Raw genomic sequence first — 15,160 nt, forward strand, 5'->3', positions numbered from 1 at the left:
AAATAGAATAGGAGTAAACCAAATGACAAAAAACTTGCAGTTATCAGCCGAAGAGATGCGTCAGTTAGGATATCAAGCGGTTGACTTGATTGTTGATCATATGAATCATTTAAAAAGTAAACCAGTTTCAGAAACGATTGATAGTAATATTTTTAGAGACAAGCTAATTGAAACGATTCCGGAAAACGGATCTAATCCAAAAGAATTACTTCATTTTCTTAATAACAATGTGTTTAATCAAATTACTCATGTGGATCATCCTCATTTTATGGCTTTTGTACCAGGTCCTAATAATTATGTTGGTGTATTAGCAGATTTTTTAGCAAGTGGGTTTAATGTATTTCCTACAGCTTGGATAGTAGGTGCAGGTGCCGAACAAATTGAATTAACGACAATTAACTGGTTAAAATCAATGCTAGGATTCCCTGATTCAGCTGAAGGACTGTTTGTCAGTGGTGGTTCCATGGCTAATTTGACTGCACTTACTGTAGCGAGACAGGTTAAGTTGAATAATGAAATCGAAAATGCGATTGTTTATTTTTCTAACCAAACTCATTTTTCTGTAGATCGAGCGCTTAAAGTATTAGGTTTTAAACAGCATCAAATTTGCCGAATTGAGACAGATGAAGATTTAAAAATTTCAGTTAGTACTTTAAGAAAGCAAATAAAAGAAGATCGATTAAAAGGGAAAAAACCATTTTGTGTTATTGCGAATGCAGGGACAACGAATTGCGGAGCGGTGGACTCCCTCGATGAATTGGCTGATCTATGTGGTGATGAAGATATATGGTTACACGCGGATGGGGCTTATGGAGCTGCAGCAATTCTCAGCGAAAAAGGAAGAGAGTTGTTAAGAGGAATTCATCGTGTTGATTCTTTGACATTAGATCCGCATAAATGGCTTTTTCAGCCTTATGATGTTGGTTGTGTACTCATTCGAAATAGTCAATATTTAAGTGAAACGTTTCGTATGATCCCAGAGTATATTAGGGATACGGAAACTAATATAGAAGAAAAAGTGAATTTTGGAGAGCGTGGAATTGAACTTTCTCGTAGATTTAGAGCATTAAAGGTATGGCTTTCTTTTAAAGCATTTGGAGTTACAGCTTTTCGCGAGGCAATTGATCATGGCATTATGCTAGCTGAACAAGTTGAAGAGTTTTTAAGGAAAGAAAAAGATTGGGAAGTAGTAACACCTGCCCAATTAGGAATTGTTACTTTTCGTTATATTCCATGTGAGCTAACATCTACAGATACAATTCATGAAATAAACAAAAAATTGGTGGAAGAAATTAATCAAAGAGGATTTGCTATGCTAAGTACGACTAAATTAAAAGAAAAAGTAGTAATTCGACTTTGCTCTATCAACCCAAGGACAACAAAAGAAGAAATACTTCAAATCATGATGAACATAAAAGTATTGGCAGAGGAAATAAACACAACGTCTAAACATCTTATATCTGTTCCTCAACCTTGATATAATAGGCGGATTTTAAATATAATAGCCGATTTCAAATAAGAATCGGCTATTATATTTAAATGATAATAACACTCACCAATGTATACTATTTATGAGTGTTTCTCTTGTAATGGGATTAAGCCTCAACCTTAGATACTCGTTTGAACCCAGTTTTTATTGCTTGTACTATTTCGTTCACAGCATAAATAGATACATCGGCATTTGGATTTAACCCTTCAAACCAGTGATAGGCATTTGGATATAAATGAAACTCGACATCAACACCAGCTTGCGCTAGTTTGCTTACATAGGTTAATGTTTCGCTTCGGAATGGATCTAATTGACCTACAAATGTGTAAGTATACGGTAAGTCACTATAATCCTCAGCTCGAGAAGGCGCTGCATATGCAGGGATTTGATCCATTCCATACATTTCTCCTAAATACATTTTCCAGCCAGCTTCATTTGCCCTTTGGTTCCAAACAAATCCTTCTTTAATTTCATTGGCTGAAGGTGTATTATTTCGGTCATCAATCATTGGATATAGTGGCATTTGTAAACAAATTGAAGGATATTTTCGATCTCGTGCTAATAATGATAATGCTGCTGTTAGTCCACCGCCAGCGCTTACTCCTGCAACCCCAATTCGATTCGAATCAATGTTTAATGACTTTGCATTATCAGCAATCCATTTTAAAGCTGAATAACAATCCTCAATTGGTGCTGGGTAAGGGTGTTCAGGTGCTAAGCGGTAGTCTACAGACACGACCACACAGCTAGCTTCTTTTGCAAACCTCATACAAGTATCATCGTTATCATCTATAGACCCTAAGATATAACCTCCACCATGTATCCATAATAAGACAGGTAAAGATTCATGATTTGATTTTGGACGATAAATTCGTAATGGTAACGGATTATCATCAGGCCCAACAATGACTTTATCTATTAAAGAAAGGGAGTCATCAACAACGGTAGGTGGTCTCATTTGAGCTATTCCTTCTCTGATTGATTGCAAATTTTCTGGGCGTAAATCGAGATCCGGAAACATCTCTAACCCTTGTAATAATTCTGGATTTACTCTAGTTTTCATTTTAGCACCTCTATTTGTAATTGTTTTCAAATAAATGAAGTGTATTCTAAGTAGTTTAATTGTGAAAGAACACCACAATTAAATTGTAAATTGGATATGTTATAACAGTCAACAGAATATTCGGAAATTAAAACCTTTCTCAAGAAGGAGTTTCATGCAATCAATAATACAAGTAGTGGATTTAAGAGCAAAGGGTTTTAATGGCGTTGTAATTATGTACATTAGAAAAATTTCTTTTCTAGACTCATGAAGAATTATGAAAAGCAAAATTTTATAGATAGTTATCTTAAAAATAAACAAAGAGAGAAGAACTAACCAATGTTCTTCTCTCTTTTTCATATGTAATTAGGGTATCCATAACTGTAAATACGGATGGTATAGATTAATGGATGAATAATTTATTTTTAAATTAATAACGTAATCAATAAAGATTTTTGTATGTAATATTGCATATACAGGAACCACTGGTGAAAATGCTGAGCAATGTTTTTCCATATGGTAAATTAGTTCCTTAGTTATTTATTTTATTTCATTTTCAATCGTGTAAGGCTTGGGGCTAAGATTTACAAAGGTGACTAGTAAAAAATATAACAATATAAGTATAAGATTTTGTACTTAGTAATCTCGCGTTTTAAGGCATGGCGTTGGATAAGTGCGGGGAGTTCAATCGATTTTGAATAAAATTGATAGTATCAGTTGCAATTTTTTTACGTTTAAGAACGATCCCGGCATGCCCACATGTATAAATATATCGTGTAGGTCTTTCCCAAGATTCCCACAAGTAGTCTGTATCCTCAGAATGCACATATAGATCGTGCTTACTTGAAATTAATAAAATATTTTCTTTTTTTACTTTTGGCAATGCTTGACTCGGTTCAGTGATTTTCCAATAATTTATTAAATCATCATACGTAACACCATGATGTTCCAAGTCTTCTCTAATAAATTTACCCGGAATTGTATTCCAAATAGAATAAGAAAGTCGATTTGCATAGAAAATGGATGCTAACACATCAATTTCTTCTTCAACAAGAGAGGTTAAGTTAGTAATAAATCCGCCTAAACTAATCCCTATTAGAATCATGGGACCATTTTTGTTTGCTTTAATCCATTTAATCAAAGCTCGTAAATCAGCTACCGCTTGTCTAGTTGCTTGTACTGTTCGTTCAATATTTGCACTTACCATATACTCTCCACTGAATAAAGATTGATCGGGTTTTCTTTCAAAATGATAGGGTAGAGTGAAATAATACATATTCCACTTCAGGCTGGTCATATGATCGTGGAATATGTTTTTCACACGCTCGTTAGAATCCATTCTCCAACCGTGAACAAAGATAACATGAGGTGCATCTTCATTTTTATGTAAGAATAATTCCCCAGTTACAGAGTCGTTGCGTGAATCACCTGATTGAACCGAGCTTTTATAGTTGAATTGCCCAATCATGTATTCATTTTCCTGATTTAAATGCTTAATGCCAAAAGGAATATGTGATGGTTTTACTTTATAAAAAGATTCTATGTTCTTTATATTTAATGAAGTGTTAGAAAGGGAAGTAAACTGAAACGCAACACTTCTTTTTTTGTGTAAATCATATAAGGCGTACCGATCAATGAGTTTTGAAAAAATCAAATTAACCTCCTCCAAAATACATATTGTTTAAAACATAGACAAGATATATGTTTTAAATTAATTGGAAAATATTCTCTTTCCCTAATAGTAGGTGCTTGAATTATAAACACAGGTGATAAATTTGTATATTATATTATACAATGAATATTTTTTTTATGTTACATACATTAAATCAAGCTAAACCCTCTTTCTTAAATTGACTACTCCTTACCAATATTCAACAACGACTGCGTTTTTGAATTTGTGTTCTAGCTTTTCTTGAACAGGTAAAATTTGATTTATAATAAAATCAAGCCATAATCAAAATGGTCTCCCTGTACTGAATGTTAAAATAGTTTGTTGTTCCCGTTTTATTATATTTGGTTACTTATATCATGGGATAATTACACATAAAAACGGGACATTACCTAGATGTATGACCTAAATATCGTCCCGTTCACCTACTCTGTATAGTTATTGCACAATTAAACCTACAATCATAATTAAACTAAATACTATCATCCAACCAAACGCACAATAGCCAAAAATTCTAATCCATTTAGGTAATTGATGCATGTTAATTTTATTTGTGGGAACTCCTTGCATAGAAAATATCATTTTTTGATCTCTATCTCTATTATTTTGTTGTTCATACATAATATCATCACCTTTCCAGAACTATTGTGTTTATAGTATATCAGCCTAAAGAAAATTATGTACAGAATAAGAGGGGATAGCAAAAATATCATGTGGTTAATTTTGTGAATAAAGACATTTAATTGCCATGGTTTTAAGCGCTAATCCGTTATAAATACTGAAAAAGAGCCCTACATAAATAGGACTCTTTTTCTTCAAATATTAAGTTGCTGGATATAAATCAGAACCAAGGTAACGTTCTTTTATAATTTGAAGATGATGAAGCTCATGACCAGCAATGATGTATGCAAATGCACGAACTGTAACTTCAGAATTATTCGCATATCCTCTTTGTGACCAAGCTTCTTTATCTAAGCTTCTAAGTAAATGCAGGGTAGATTGCCGAACAACTATTAAATTCTTAAGAAGATCTTGCATAGATTGTTTATCAAAAGCAGCTTTAAGAACATACATATCATCGTTATAGCCTGGAAGTTCCGCTGTCTCGCCTCGAGCGATAGATAACAAACGATACGCCATAATACGTTCTGTATCTGCTATATGACCAATTACTTCTTTTATACTCCATTTAGTAGGAGCATATCGGAAAAGTCCTTCACTATCAGAAATCTCTTTTAATAAAAGATTCGTTTCCTCTATTTGTTGTTCTAAAATTTGTATGATATTTCCGTCTGATACTAAGTTAATATACGTTGCATAATAAGAGTTATATTCACTTGCCTTTGGTCTAATTTGCATACGAATCATCTTTTATATTTAATCTTTAAGTACAGCTTATCATAAAAGGGGTTCGGATTAATCTGAAAGTTCGAAATTAAAATAAAAAATCATATACTACCTTAGTCGAAATCATATACTTTCACATCATTTAACAAACTGAAAAAGGATTTTTAATTTAACTCTTAGAATATCATTCTATTACGAGTTCTTTGATATGAATTGTGTTGTGATTACTTTTGATAATAACTAGGAAATATAGAAAGGTTGTGAAGTTATTTGATAGGTTATAAAGCTATGCTGTTTGATTTAGATGATACGTTACTTAATAGGGATAAAGCAGTAGATAATCTGTTTTTATTACTTTTTGAAAAGTGTTATGAGGATGTTAGTGATACAATCAAAAACAATATGCTACGGAAATTCAAAGAATATGATAAAAGAGAATACGGCATGAGTGATAAAACGATAGTTTTAGAATCATTGTTTGATGAATTCCCGCCGAAGTATAAATTGCCACGCAATTATATCCAAGATTTTTGGAATGAAAACTTCCCAAAATGTTTTTCAATAGACCAGAATACTATCCATTTCTTAAATCATATAAAGAAGCACTTTGAAGTTGGAATTATAACAAATGGCTCAACGCAGAGGCAAAAGGCTAAAATAATTAACACAAATTTAAACAATTACTTTGATACGATCATTATTTCTGAAGAAGTGGGATTTAGTAAACCGGATAAACGTATATTCGAGTTAGCATTAAATAAGCTAAATGTACAGCCAGAAAATACTTTATTTGTTGGGGATGACTTAGAAAAGGATATTGCTGGTCCTCAAAATGCAAATATAAAAGGTGTGTGGTTTAACCATCAGAAAATTAAGAATACTACCAAAATACAACCATATGCCGAGATTAACACTTTGGATAGCTTGTTAAGTTATGTTACGCCACAATATTTTTTTAACAAGTAAAATTAATTTCATTGACCGTATTAGTAATAAAAAATAGAGGCGATTTTAATAGCTGCGGCTAATTTAATCTATGATTAATACGAAGTTTTGTAAAACAATTTTACTTATACTGTGTAAATTATAAAGGGGTGAGACTATGGAAATAAAGAAAGTAGTAATCGATGGAATCAATATTGCGGTCATTAGAAATGATAAGGTATTAATATCCGATGTTCAATCTGCATTAGATACTATGGCAACTGTTCAATATGAGGTAGATGCGAAGCATATTATTATCCATAAATCTTTAATAAGTGAAGATTTCTTTGATCTAAAAACACGTCTTGCGGGCGATATCCTTCAAAAGTTTATAAACTACAAGGTGAAATTTGCTATTGTTGGAGATTTCTCTATGTATACTAGTAAAAGCTTAAAGGATTTTATTTATGAATGTAATAAAGGTAAAGATATTTTTTACTTAGCAACTGAACAACAAGCAATTGAAAAACTAAGTACATTAAAGTAATAATTATATCCTGCTAAATCCCCCGATTTCACTTAGTTCATGATTATATACGATATAGAAGAACTGACGTTTGTGGTAAACTAAGAAATGAATAAAGGGGGAGTTTTCTTGAACAATTTTAATGATACAATCCGACATTTAAACAATATAGTTTACAAACCTAACAATTTAATAATTACGAATCTAAAAGAAGAAAAGCAAAACGCAGAATATGCAGGATGTTTATTTCACTTAAATAACAAAACCATTCGTTTTAGAAAATCAAAAATTACTCCTAATAAAATTGGTCAATTTGTTTCTTTTTGGGAGAAAGATGACGATATGCAAAATCAAGCATTCTCTTATGACGCTGCTCCTGACTTATTAATTATTACTTGTATAGATGATAACAAACTAGGACAATTTATTTTCCCTAAAGATATTCTTCTTAAAGAAAAAATCTTGAGAACACAAAATCAAAAAGGCAAGATGGCCATGAGGATTTATCCGATCTGGGATACCCCTGTTAGCAACCAAGCTAAAAAGAGCCAAATGTGGCAGCTTCAGTATTTTGTTGATTTAAGCGATCATAATAATTTACCTATAGACAAACTATTACATTTGTATTCGTAGCTTCTTATCTTAAGTAATCTTGCGAGTTTTACTTTTTGTACCGGTACAGTTAAATGAAATGTACATTGTTTTAGTACCCCATCGAATTTACAATCAGCATATACTATTTTAACTTATATATTTTAAGGGGTGCTAACTATGACAAGTCTACAACATAAGCTGTTTACAAGATTGAATCTTGCAAAGCGTACTGAGGTAAAGTTTGAAGAATTAAATACAATTCTCTTTGCATTTGCACACACTATACCATTTGAGAATTTAGATGTTATAGCAAGCAACACGAATACAATTACTATGGAAAATTTACAGAATAAAATTTTAAGTAGATCCCGCGGCGGACTTTGTTATGAATTAAATACGCTTTTTTATTACTTTTTAAAAGATTGTGGTTATGATGTACAACTCGCATTAGGTACCGTATATAAAAATGATATAAACGCATGGGCACTTGAGAATGGACATATAACGATTATTCTAAATTATGATAAAGTACGATACGTAATTGATGTAGGTATTGCTTCACTAGTACCTCTAGTCCCTGTACCTTTTACTGGTGAGTCTGTTTCTTCTAAAAATGGTACGTATCGAGTGAGACAAAAAGATACGAGTAAAGGGAATTACGTTCTAGAAAGAAAAGATACGAACGGTGAGTGGAAAGTATGTCACGCTTTTTATAATCGTATCATTGATGAGGTAGTAGTGAATGATGTTCAAAAAAGAGTAGTAGAAGATGAGAAATCTATTTTCAATAAAGGACCAATTGCAGTCAAATTGACGAATTCTGGCCATGTCTCTTTAACAAATACTAGTTTAACTGAAATGATTCATGGTAAAAAAGCGAAACGTGAAATTACAGAAGATCAATATAAAGAGCTTTTATATACTTTATTTGCTATTGAGTTATGATAAAACAAATAGCTAGCCGGTTCTTATGAAGAATCGGTTATTTTAATTTAAAACAATTATTAAAGTTTGATTTTCTTAATAGATATAATACACTAGAACAGTATGAAAAAGTATAACAATGAATTTTGAATGTAAAGGAAGATCTTCATGTCAATTATCGATAAATTGAAACTTAATAAGTATACGAATATGGTTGTTATTAATGAGCCAAGTGATTACGAAGTTTTTACAGGAAAAGAAACTGTATTTTCAAAAGAACACGATGCTATTTTTATTTTTGTAGAAACACTAGATGAAATGGTGAAACAAACAAATTTTATTATTAGTAATGAAGAATTACTAATTGAAAAAGGATACATATTCTTCGCATATCCGAAAAAGGGTAATTCTCGCTACAGTACTTTTATTCACCGTGATGAGATGTTTCCAGCATTAAACGTTGGAGAAGATGGATATGTGGGCGAAAGCGAAATTAAATTTGCTCGAATGGTAAGTATGGATGACATCTTTACCGTTGTAGGTTTAAAGCGCGAGAAGAAAAAAGTGACGAAAACGCCTGCAATGAGCCAATGTGTAGCTGATTATGCAGATCGAATTCAAGATGTCGAAGCATTGCTAGCAAATCATCCAAATGAACTTAAGTTTTATCAAAGTTTAACACCTGGATATCAAAAAGATTGGGCACGTAATTTATTTTCTGTAAAACAAGAAAAAACACGTGAAAAACGTCTTGAGAAAATGATCGAAGTTCTTTCACAAGGATATAAAACAATTGAATTATTTCGTAAAAAGAAAAAGTAAAACTAGGTAATTCACAATGATGCAACAATTAATTGAGCTTGGCACATTGTAAAAAGGATTCCTTTCAGTATACTAAAGTATGTTCTTATATTTAAATAATTAGCAAAAGAGAAAAGGTGTTTGAAATGAAATCGTATATTGTAGTTGGAGCTGGTATTTTAGGAGCGTCTACTGCTTACCATCTTGCTAAAGCTGGCGCAAACGTTACTATCGTGGATCGTCAACAAGTAGGTCAAGCAACAGATGCAGCAGCAGGTATTGTCTGTCCATGGCTTTCGCAACGTCGTAATAAAGCATGGTATAAAATCGTTAAAGGCGGTGCCCGTTACTATTCTTCGTTAATTCAGCAATTAGAAGAAGACGGTGAAACGGATACAGGTTATAACCGTGTAGGTGCAATTAGTTTACATATTGATGAGAAAAAACTAGATCAAATGGAAGAGCGAGCTTACAAGCGTCGTGAAGATGCACCAGAGATTGGTGAAATTACGCGTTTATCAGCTGAAGAAACGAAAAAATTATTCCCAGCATTATCAGAAGAATATAGTTGTGTTCATATTAGTGGTGCTGCACGAGTAAATGGAAGATTATTACGCAACGCATTAATAAGCGCTGCGAAAAAACATGGTGCAACTTTTATAAAAGGCGATGCAGTATTAGTCCGTGAAGGTAATCATATTACGGGTGTTAAAGTAAACGATGAAACAATTTTAGCAGAAAAGGTTATTGTAACGGCAGGTGCATGGGCGAACGAAATCTTAAACCCATTAGGAATTAATTTTTTAGTTACGTTCCAAAAAGGACAAATTGTTCACCTGCAAATGGAAAATACAGCAACAGAAAATATGCCAGTTGTTATGCCGCCAAATGATCAATACATTTTAACATTTGATAATGGCCATGTCGTAATTGGTGCTACCCATGAAAATGAAACTGGCTTCGATCATCGTGTTACGGCTGGTGGTTTACATGAAGTATTCCATAAAGCATTAACAGTTGCACCTGGCTTAGAAAATGCTACCATGCTTGAAACAAGAGTTGGATTCAGACCATTCACGCCAGGATTCTTACCTGTTATTGGACCACTTCCTAACTTTGAGGGCATTCTCGTTGCGAACGGATTAGGTGCTTCAGGTTTAACTGCAGGTCCATATTTAGGTTCAGAACTTGCTAAATTAGCGCTAGGACAACCAATTGAGTTAGATTTAAATGATTATGACGTTGCAGGCGCAATTGAATAATATCGGGTATGAAAAAAACACGCTAAGCAAATTCGAAGGAAATAAGCAGTTTTTTCTCCGTTAAGAGTAAGACTGTTTATGAAAAATAAAATTCTTTAAAAATAAAGAGCCGACACCATAAACTTGCATTATTAATGTAGAATTGTGATGTTTGCTCTTTATTTCTATTTATTTAAAGCTTTTTTTGAGAGGAGGTTAAGTAATGAGAGCACCATATCAAGTATTGATATTTCCTTATATAAAAATTGAAGATTCTATTCAATATGCGATTTTCAACCGAAGTGATTATGGTTATTGGCAAGGGATAGCTGGTGGTGGAGAAGATGGTGAGATTCCTATTGAATCAGCAAAACGGGAAGCGTTTGAAGAAGCTGGTATTACAAGAGAATGTCCATATATACAATTAGATTCTGTGTCTTCACTACCAGTAGAGGATGTAGTTGGAGGATTCCTTTGGGGAGATGAAGTTTATGTAATAAAAGAATTTTCTTTTGGAGTTAAAGTACCTAACAAACACATCTCATTATCTAAAGAACACTTACATTATAAATGGTTATGCTTTGAGGAGGCAGTAAAGTTTTTGAAATGGGATAGCAACAAAACAGCATTGTGGGAATTAAATAAAAGACTATTAAAATAGTAAAAGTATTAGCCAAGACGTTAGTGGAACAAGAATTGAACAATTAAAAAACTTGCTATTCTTCATATATAGCAAGTTTTTTTCTATACAGTTGCCTCTGGAAAAATGAAAATAGTTAGAAATATTTTTATGTTGCACGGTTGTTGACTATGAATAACCGAATACATATTAAGTATTCAACAGTTCAAATAGAACGAGTCATTTTTTATTTTAAGAAGAAAGATGACCCGTTTTATGCTAAAATTCGCTTAGTGTATATTTTCGTTAAAATGTGGGCAGGCCCACTTTTAGCAAAACCGGAGTGGAAATGATGAGTATAAATTGTTTTGTGGGATTGATAAAGAATGAATTATTAAAAGAGGTAAGCATAAGAAGCGAGGATGAATCCGAGCCTGTAGTAGTTAAAGATATTCCTAGACTTTGGAAGTGTTTAGGGAAAGGTAATTATGCCGCAGTATTCATGCACAAAGAATACAAAGATTGGGTAGTGAAAGTTTATGCACGAGAAGGAGAAGGAATTGAAAAAGAGTCAGAAGTATACCGCAGAATCGGAAATCATCCTTCTTATTCAAAGCTTATTTATAAAGGGGAAAATTTCATAGTATTGAAACGTTTAAAAGAAATTACCTTATACGATGCTGTTCATAAAGGGATTAAAATTCCTAAGCAGGTGATCCTTGATATCAATAAAGCTTTAGAGTATGCAAGAGAACAAGGATTAATCCCCTGTGATGTTCACGGGAAAAATGTGATGATGGAAAAAGGAAGGGGATATGTAGTCGATGTATCTGATTTCTTAAAAACAAAAGAAGATAGTAAGTGGAAAGATTTAGAAAAGGCATATTTTACATTTTATTTGCCTTTCATTTATAACTTTCCTTTCCCTGTTAAAATACCGTATTTTATGTTAAACATTGTTAGACGTTCGTATAGAAAATATAAGAAGCTTAAAAAGAAATTCAAATTGTAAAAGGATTACATACTAATAACTGAACCAATAGCAAACGAAAGGACCATACATATTAGATATGTACGGTCCTAATCTTTTTTATGTATACATATTTTTATTAGTTATATCACTATCAATTCCAAAACGAGATATTTTGAATAAATGAAACTGTTAAAATAAATGTTGATGCGCAACCAGCAGTTAATAACATTACTATTTTTCGTCCACTTTGTTCTTTTGAAGGTTTTATTAGTTCTGTAATTAACACAATCCAAATTATTATAGATACTATCGAGATAATATTTATGGACATATGTAACACCTTCCTTTTTGTTTTTACATAAACATATTTTCTTTTGTAAAATGAAAGCAATTTAACTAGAAAATATGTACAGTATTACAAATCAGTTTTCTCCTGTTAAACCACCTTTTTTAAATAGAAATACGACTGATAAAACAATAATAACTGCCTTTAAACTGCCCCAATATGGATAAATAACATGATCTGTTAGATGAGCATGTTGAAAAATGTTCTCTAATCCATAAATTCCAATAATGATTGCTAAAAGAAAAGCGGCTTTTCCAATAGCTGTATTACGATAGAGGGTAAATAAATATAGTGCAACTATAAGTGGTAAGATGATTTGTAGTAATAGTGTCATAAGGTAGCCCCCTAATTTATTTATAATTATATTATATACAAAATTGTAATAAAAAGGAATGCGACTTATTTGATACTAATAAGATTACTCTAATCATATTCTTCTATTAAAAAGAATATAAAGGGGTGTAAAGTTAATTGACAAAAGTTAAAGTTCGTTTACGACCCATTGTTCATAACATAAATTTACCCACAGTAATAAAAACAGCAATTCTTCCAGGTGAATCGGCTGAAAGGCTATTTATCGCAACGCAATTAGGAGAGGTTTTCTACATAGGAGATGGCGTCATAAAAACATTTTTAAATATTCGTCAACAAATTATAAATTTAGGTACATCTGAAGAAGGCGTTTCTAGTAGTGGTTATGATGAACGAGGATTGCTTGGACTAGCATTTCATCCACAATTTTATCAAAACGGTTTATTTTATCTTCATTATTCCGTCGCTGGAACCCAAGGACCAGGTGCACTTTCTGAACAATTTAAACCGAATCCTTGTGACCCGAAAACTTTAAATTTAAAATGGCTAAATAGAGATACGCAATATGATCATATCGATACAATTGAAGAATGGATTTTACAATCAAACGGTCACCCTCAAAAACGTAGAACATTACTTAATATAAAACGCCCATTTTTTAATCATAATGGAGTAAATACTTTAAACTTTTCTCCAGAGACGGGGAAACTTGTTTTTACAAATGGAGATGGTGGCTCGGGTTATGATCCGTTCAATTTAAGCCAAGATGATTTAGAAATAGCAGGTAAAATTATTGAAATCGATGTAAGTAAAAATACATTCATAAATAATCCTCCAGTCGTTACACGCTTTAATGAACTTCCTCTATCTATACAAGAAACACTTACATTAATTGCGAAAGGTGTTCGTAATATAACCGGTATTTCATTCCAAAGATTTTATAATCAATATATCAAATACGCCGGTAATGTCGGGCAAGATATTGTAGAGTCTATTTTTTCATTTGTTCAATATAAACCAATACCGGTTACCGAACTTGTTCAAATGCATGTAATGAGACTCACCCCCAATCAAGATAGATTTATTAATTTTGGTTGGAGAGGATGGGAAGGAGAATTACCTACTTCTTTTATAAGGCACTGTACAGAGAATCCTACTTTAGACGAAAGAACAATGACTTATTATAATGAAACAATAGAAACATCAACGAAGCGAATTCAGCCACTCATTAGTTATTTTCATAAAGACCCGAGACCAGATAAGTTTGGCGGGACTTCTCTAACAGGAGTTCAGTCATATATGGGAACTGCAATCCCGAATTTAAATGGTAGCGTTGTGTTTACCGACCTTGCTAGAAAAGAAGAGTCTCGGCCGCCAGTTAAAGGTGTATTAGCATATACTAGAGCAGGTACAGATGGTAAACATACTGATTTTCATGTTATTGAAACTGATTATGATTTTGGTACGCAAGCAGCTTATTATATGAGTTTAGGAACAAATTTGGATCAAACTAGGCTATATTTAGGAGTTTACGGTTCTATGAAAGTAACTGATTTTAACAAAGGTACCATTTTTGAAATTATCCCTTAATACGATATACACTCCTAGTTTAATAATATAAGGAGTTCAATTTGTTTCAAAACGCACGATTTGTCCCCCTAAAGCCTTCTATGTATAAACTTCTATTGTACAGGTAGAAAGCAGCTCATAAACCACTAGTGTATGAATAAGATAGAAAGTGATGAATGAGATATCTTTAGGGGGTATTTTGATGAATCGATTTGTACGTTATTGGTGTCAACTTATGATAGAGAATAATGGGGACTTTGTTCATAAAAGAAAATTATCCCTAGCAAATAAAGTAGTCATTACAGCTTTAATGAGTGCTTTGGCCACCATGTTTCAAGCAGCAGGTAACTTAATTCCTGGTATAGGGTTATTTATTAGCCCTTTTGCGACGTTACCAATTTTTTTGGCTATTTGCTACTCTATTCGTGAGGGAGTACTTTCTTATCTTCTTACTATCCTCCTATTATTTATTATTGAGCCAAGTGAACTAATTGTTTTTCCCTTTACTACAGGCTTATTAGGTATAGCCTTAGGGCTTTCCTTTATACAATTCAAGAGGAGAATTTGGGTAATTTCTTTTTCTGCGATTTGTCTACTTATAGGAATTACGATTGTTCTAGATATTTTTCGCTTTCCCGTACTTGGTCCTACTATTCATACAATTATGGATATAAAAATTATTTTATCAATATTTATACTGAGCTTTCTATACTGCTGGATCTATGCAGGGCTTTGTAGAATATTGTTGAATAGGTTATATAAAGTATTGTTTTAACAATTGCAT

17 protein-coding genes are annotated in these 15,160 nt (G+C 32.5%); 11 read left to right on the forward strand and 6 right to left on the reverse strand.

Annotated elements, in window-relative coordinates; genetic code table 11:
- Positions 1-22 precede the first annotated feature (22 nt).
- Positions 23-1,477 carry a pyridoxal phosphate-dependent decarboxylase family protein gene (locus AC0L0O_RS10855; RefSeq protein WP_000164813.1) on the forward strand — a complete coding sequence of 485 codons (1,455 nt, stop codon included), beginning with the start codon at positions 23-25 and terminating at the stop codon, positions 1,475-1,477.
- 118 nt (positions 1,478-1,595) lie between these two features.
- Here AC0L0O_RS10855 and AC0L0O_RS10860 read toward each other — a convergent pair whose 3' ends face one another.
- From AC0L0O_RS10860 to AC0L0O_RS10875, 4 genes are all read right to left on the reverse strand, one after another.
- Positions 1,596-2,552, reverse strand: coding sequence for an alpha/beta hydrolase (locus tag AC0L0O_RS10860; RefSeq protein WP_000857933.1), 957 nt, complete (start codon positions 2,550-2,552; stop codon positions 1,596-1,598).
- A gap of 631 nt (positions 2,553-3,183) precedes the next feature.
- Positions 3,184-4,185, reverse strand: coding sequence for an alpha/beta hydrolase (locus AC0L0O_RS10865; protein ID WP_001982446.1), 1,002 nt, complete (start codon positions 4,183-4,185; stop codon positions 3,184-3,186).
- Between the two features lie 453 nt (positions 4,186-4,638).
- A complete protein-coding gene (locus AC0L0O_RS10870; RefSeq protein ID WP_000273223.1) occupies positions 4,639-4,821 on the reverse strand; it encodes a hypothetical protein in 183 nt (60 codons plus the stop codon).
- A 201-nt stretch (positions 4,822-5,022) separates the two neighbouring features.
- Positions 5,023-5,559 carry a DinB family protein gene (locus AC0L0O_RS10875; RefSeq protein ID WP_001167109.1) on the reverse strand — a complete coding sequence of 179 codons (537 nt, stop codon included), beginning with the start codon at positions 5,557-5,559 and terminating at the stop codon, positions 5,023-5,025.
- Between the two features lie 261 nt (positions 5,560-5,820).
- Here AC0L0O_RS10875 and AC0L0O_RS10880 point away from each other — a divergent pair, with 261 nt between their 5' ends.
- From AC0L0O_RS10880 to AC0L0O_RS10915, 8 genes are all read left to right on the forward strand, one after another.
- Positions 5,821-6,513 (forward strand): HAD family hydrolase, encoded by a 693-nt coding sequence (locus AC0L0O_RS10880; RefSeq protein WP_001982103.1) that lies wholly within the window; start codon positions 5,821-5,823, stop codon positions 6,511-6,513.
- Between the two features lie 136 nt (positions 6,514-6,649).
- Positions 6,650-7,018: a DUF4180 domain-containing protein gene (locus AC0L0O_RS10885; RefSeq protein ID WP_000403460.1), complete on the forward strand. Its 369-nt coding sequence runs from the start codon at positions 6,650-6,652 to the stop codon at positions 7,016-7,018.
- A gap of 108 nt (positions 7,019-7,126) precedes the next feature.
- Positions 7,127-7,630, forward strand: coding sequence for a MepB family protein (locus AC0L0O_RS10890; RefSeq protein WP_001058773.1), 504 nt, complete (start codon positions 7,127-7,129; stop codon positions 7,628-7,630).
- 138 nt (positions 7,631-7,768) lie between these two features.
- Positions 7,769-8,536, forward strand: coding sequence for an arylamine N-acetyltransferase family protein (locus AC0L0O_RS10895; protein ID WP_000202767.1), 768 nt, complete (start codon positions 7,769-7,771; stop codon positions 8,534-8,536).
- Positions 8,537-8,683: 147 nt separating this feature from the next.
- Positions 8,684-9,337 (forward strand): YdeI/OmpD-associated family protein, encoded by a 654-nt coding sequence (locus AC0L0O_RS10900; protein WP_000022235.1) that lies wholly within the window; start codon positions 8,684-8,686, stop codon positions 9,335-9,337.
- 125 nt (positions 9,338-9,462) lie between these two features.
- Positions 9,463-10,578: an NAD(P)/FAD-dependent oxidoreductase gene (locus tag AC0L0O_RS10905; protein WP_000844366.1), complete on the forward strand. Its 1,116-nt coding sequence runs from the start codon at positions 9,463-9,465 to the stop codon at positions 10,576-10,578.
- Between the two features lie 202 nt (positions 10,579-10,780).
- A complete protein-coding gene (locus AC0L0O_RS10910) occupies positions 10,781-11,218 on the forward strand; it encodes an NUDIX hydrolase (protein WP_001202584.1) in 438 nt (145 codons plus the stop codon).
- Positions 11,219-11,525: 307 nt separating this feature from the next.
- Positions 11,526-12,188 carry a protein kinase family protein gene (locus AC0L0O_RS10915; protein WP_428889149.1) on the forward strand — a complete coding sequence of 221 codons (663 nt, stop codon included), beginning with the start codon at positions 11,526-11,528 and terminating at the stop codon, positions 12,186-12,188.
- 112 nt (positions 12,189-12,300) lie between these two features.
- Here the strand turns inward: AC0L0O_RS10915 and AC0L0O_RS10920 are convergent, their stop codons facing one another.
- Positions 12,301-12,480, reverse strand: a complete 180-nt coding sequence (locus AC0L0O_RS10920) for a hypothetical protein (protein ID WP_000026329.1) — start codon at positions 12,478-12,480, stop codon at positions 12,301-12,303.
- A gap of 91 nt (positions 12,481-12,571) precedes the next feature.
- Complete coding sequence (locus AC0L0O_RS10925; protein ID WP_000173562.1) at positions 12,572-12,829, reverse strand: hypothetical protein; 258 nt, start codon at positions 12,827-12,829, stop codon at positions 12,572-12,574.
- A 137-nt stretch (positions 12,830-12,966) separates the two neighbouring features.
- On the opposite strand from AC0L0O_RS10925, the gene AC0L0O_RS10930 reads away from it, so the two are divergent.
- Both AC0L0O_RS10930 and AC0L0O_RS10935 read left to right on the forward strand, forming a co-directional pair.
- A complete protein-coding gene (locus AC0L0O_RS10930) occupies positions 12,967-14,397 on the forward strand; it encodes a PQQ-dependent sugar dehydrogenase (RefSeq protein WP_375361383.1) in 1,431 nt (476 codons plus the stop codon).
- A 181-nt stretch (positions 14,398-14,578) separates the two neighbouring features.
- Positions 14,579-15,151: a hypothetical protein gene (locus AC0L0O_RS10935; RefSeq protein ID WP_428889062.1), complete on the forward strand. Its 573-nt coding sequence runs from the start codon at positions 14,579-14,581 to the stop codon at positions 15,149-15,151.
- The last annotated feature ends 9 nt before the right edge of the window (positions 15,152-15,160 follow it).

It is taken from the genome of Bacillus sp. GS3m_15504, assembly GCF_055825275.1.

What these genes read in the sequence shown, in the direction of transcription:
- AC0L0O_RS10885 (WP_000403460.1), top strand. Translation starts at nt 6,650, where the DNA reads ATGGAAATAAAGAAAGTAGTAATCGATGGAATCAATATTGCGGTCATT.
- AC0L0O_RS10855 (WP_000164813.1), top strand. Translation starts at nt 23, where the DNA reads ATGACAAAAAACTTGCAGTTATCAGCCGAAGAGATGCGTCAGTTAGGA.
- AC0L0O_RS10925 (WP_000173562.1), bottom strand. Translation starts at nt 12,829, where the DNA reads ATGACACTATTACTACAAATCATCTTACCACTTATAGTTGCACTATAT.
- AC0L0O_RS10920 (WP_000026329.1), bottom strand. Translation starts at nt 12,480, where the DNA reads ATGTCCATAAATATTATCTCGATAGTATCTATAATAATTTGGATTGTG.
- AC0L0O_RS10875 (WP_001167109.1), bottom strand. Translation starts at nt 5,559, where the DNA reads ATGCAAATTAGACCAAAGGCAAGTGAATATAACTCTTATTATGCAACG.
- AC0L0O_RS10860 (WP_000857933.1), bottom strand. Translation starts at nt 2,552, where the DNA reads ATGAAAACTAGAGTAAATCCAGAATTATTACAAGGGTTAGAGATGTTT.
- AC0L0O_RS10870 (WP_000273223.1), bottom strand. Translation starts at nt 4,821, where the DNA reads ATGTATGAACAACAAAATAATAGAGATAGAGATCAAAAAATGATATTT.
- AC0L0O_RS10895 (WP_000202767.1), top strand. Translation starts at nt 7,769, where the DNA reads ATGACAAGTCTACAACATAAGCTGTTTACAAGATTGAATCTTGCAAAG.
- AC0L0O_RS10935 (WP_428889062.1), top strand. Translation starts at nt 14,579, where the DNA reads ATGAATCGATTTGTACGTTATTGGTGTCAACTTATGATAGAGAATAAT.
- AC0L0O_RS10910 (WP_001202584.1), top strand. Translation starts at nt 10,781, where the DNA reads ATGAGAGCACCATATCAAGTATTGATATTTCCTTATATAAAAATTGAA.
- AC0L0O_RS10900 (WP_000022235.1), top strand. Translation starts at nt 8,684, where the DNA reads ATGTCAATTATCGATAAATTGAAACTTAATAAGTATACGAATATGGTT.
- AC0L0O_RS10905 (WP_000844366.1), top strand. Translation starts at nt 9,463, where the DNA reads ATGAAATCGTATATTGTAGTTGGAGCTGGTATTTTAGGAGCGTCTACT.
- AC0L0O_RS10915 (WP_428889149.1), top strand. Translation starts at nt 11,526, where the DNA reads ATGATGAGTATAAATTGTTTTGTGGGATTGATAAAGAATGAATTATTA.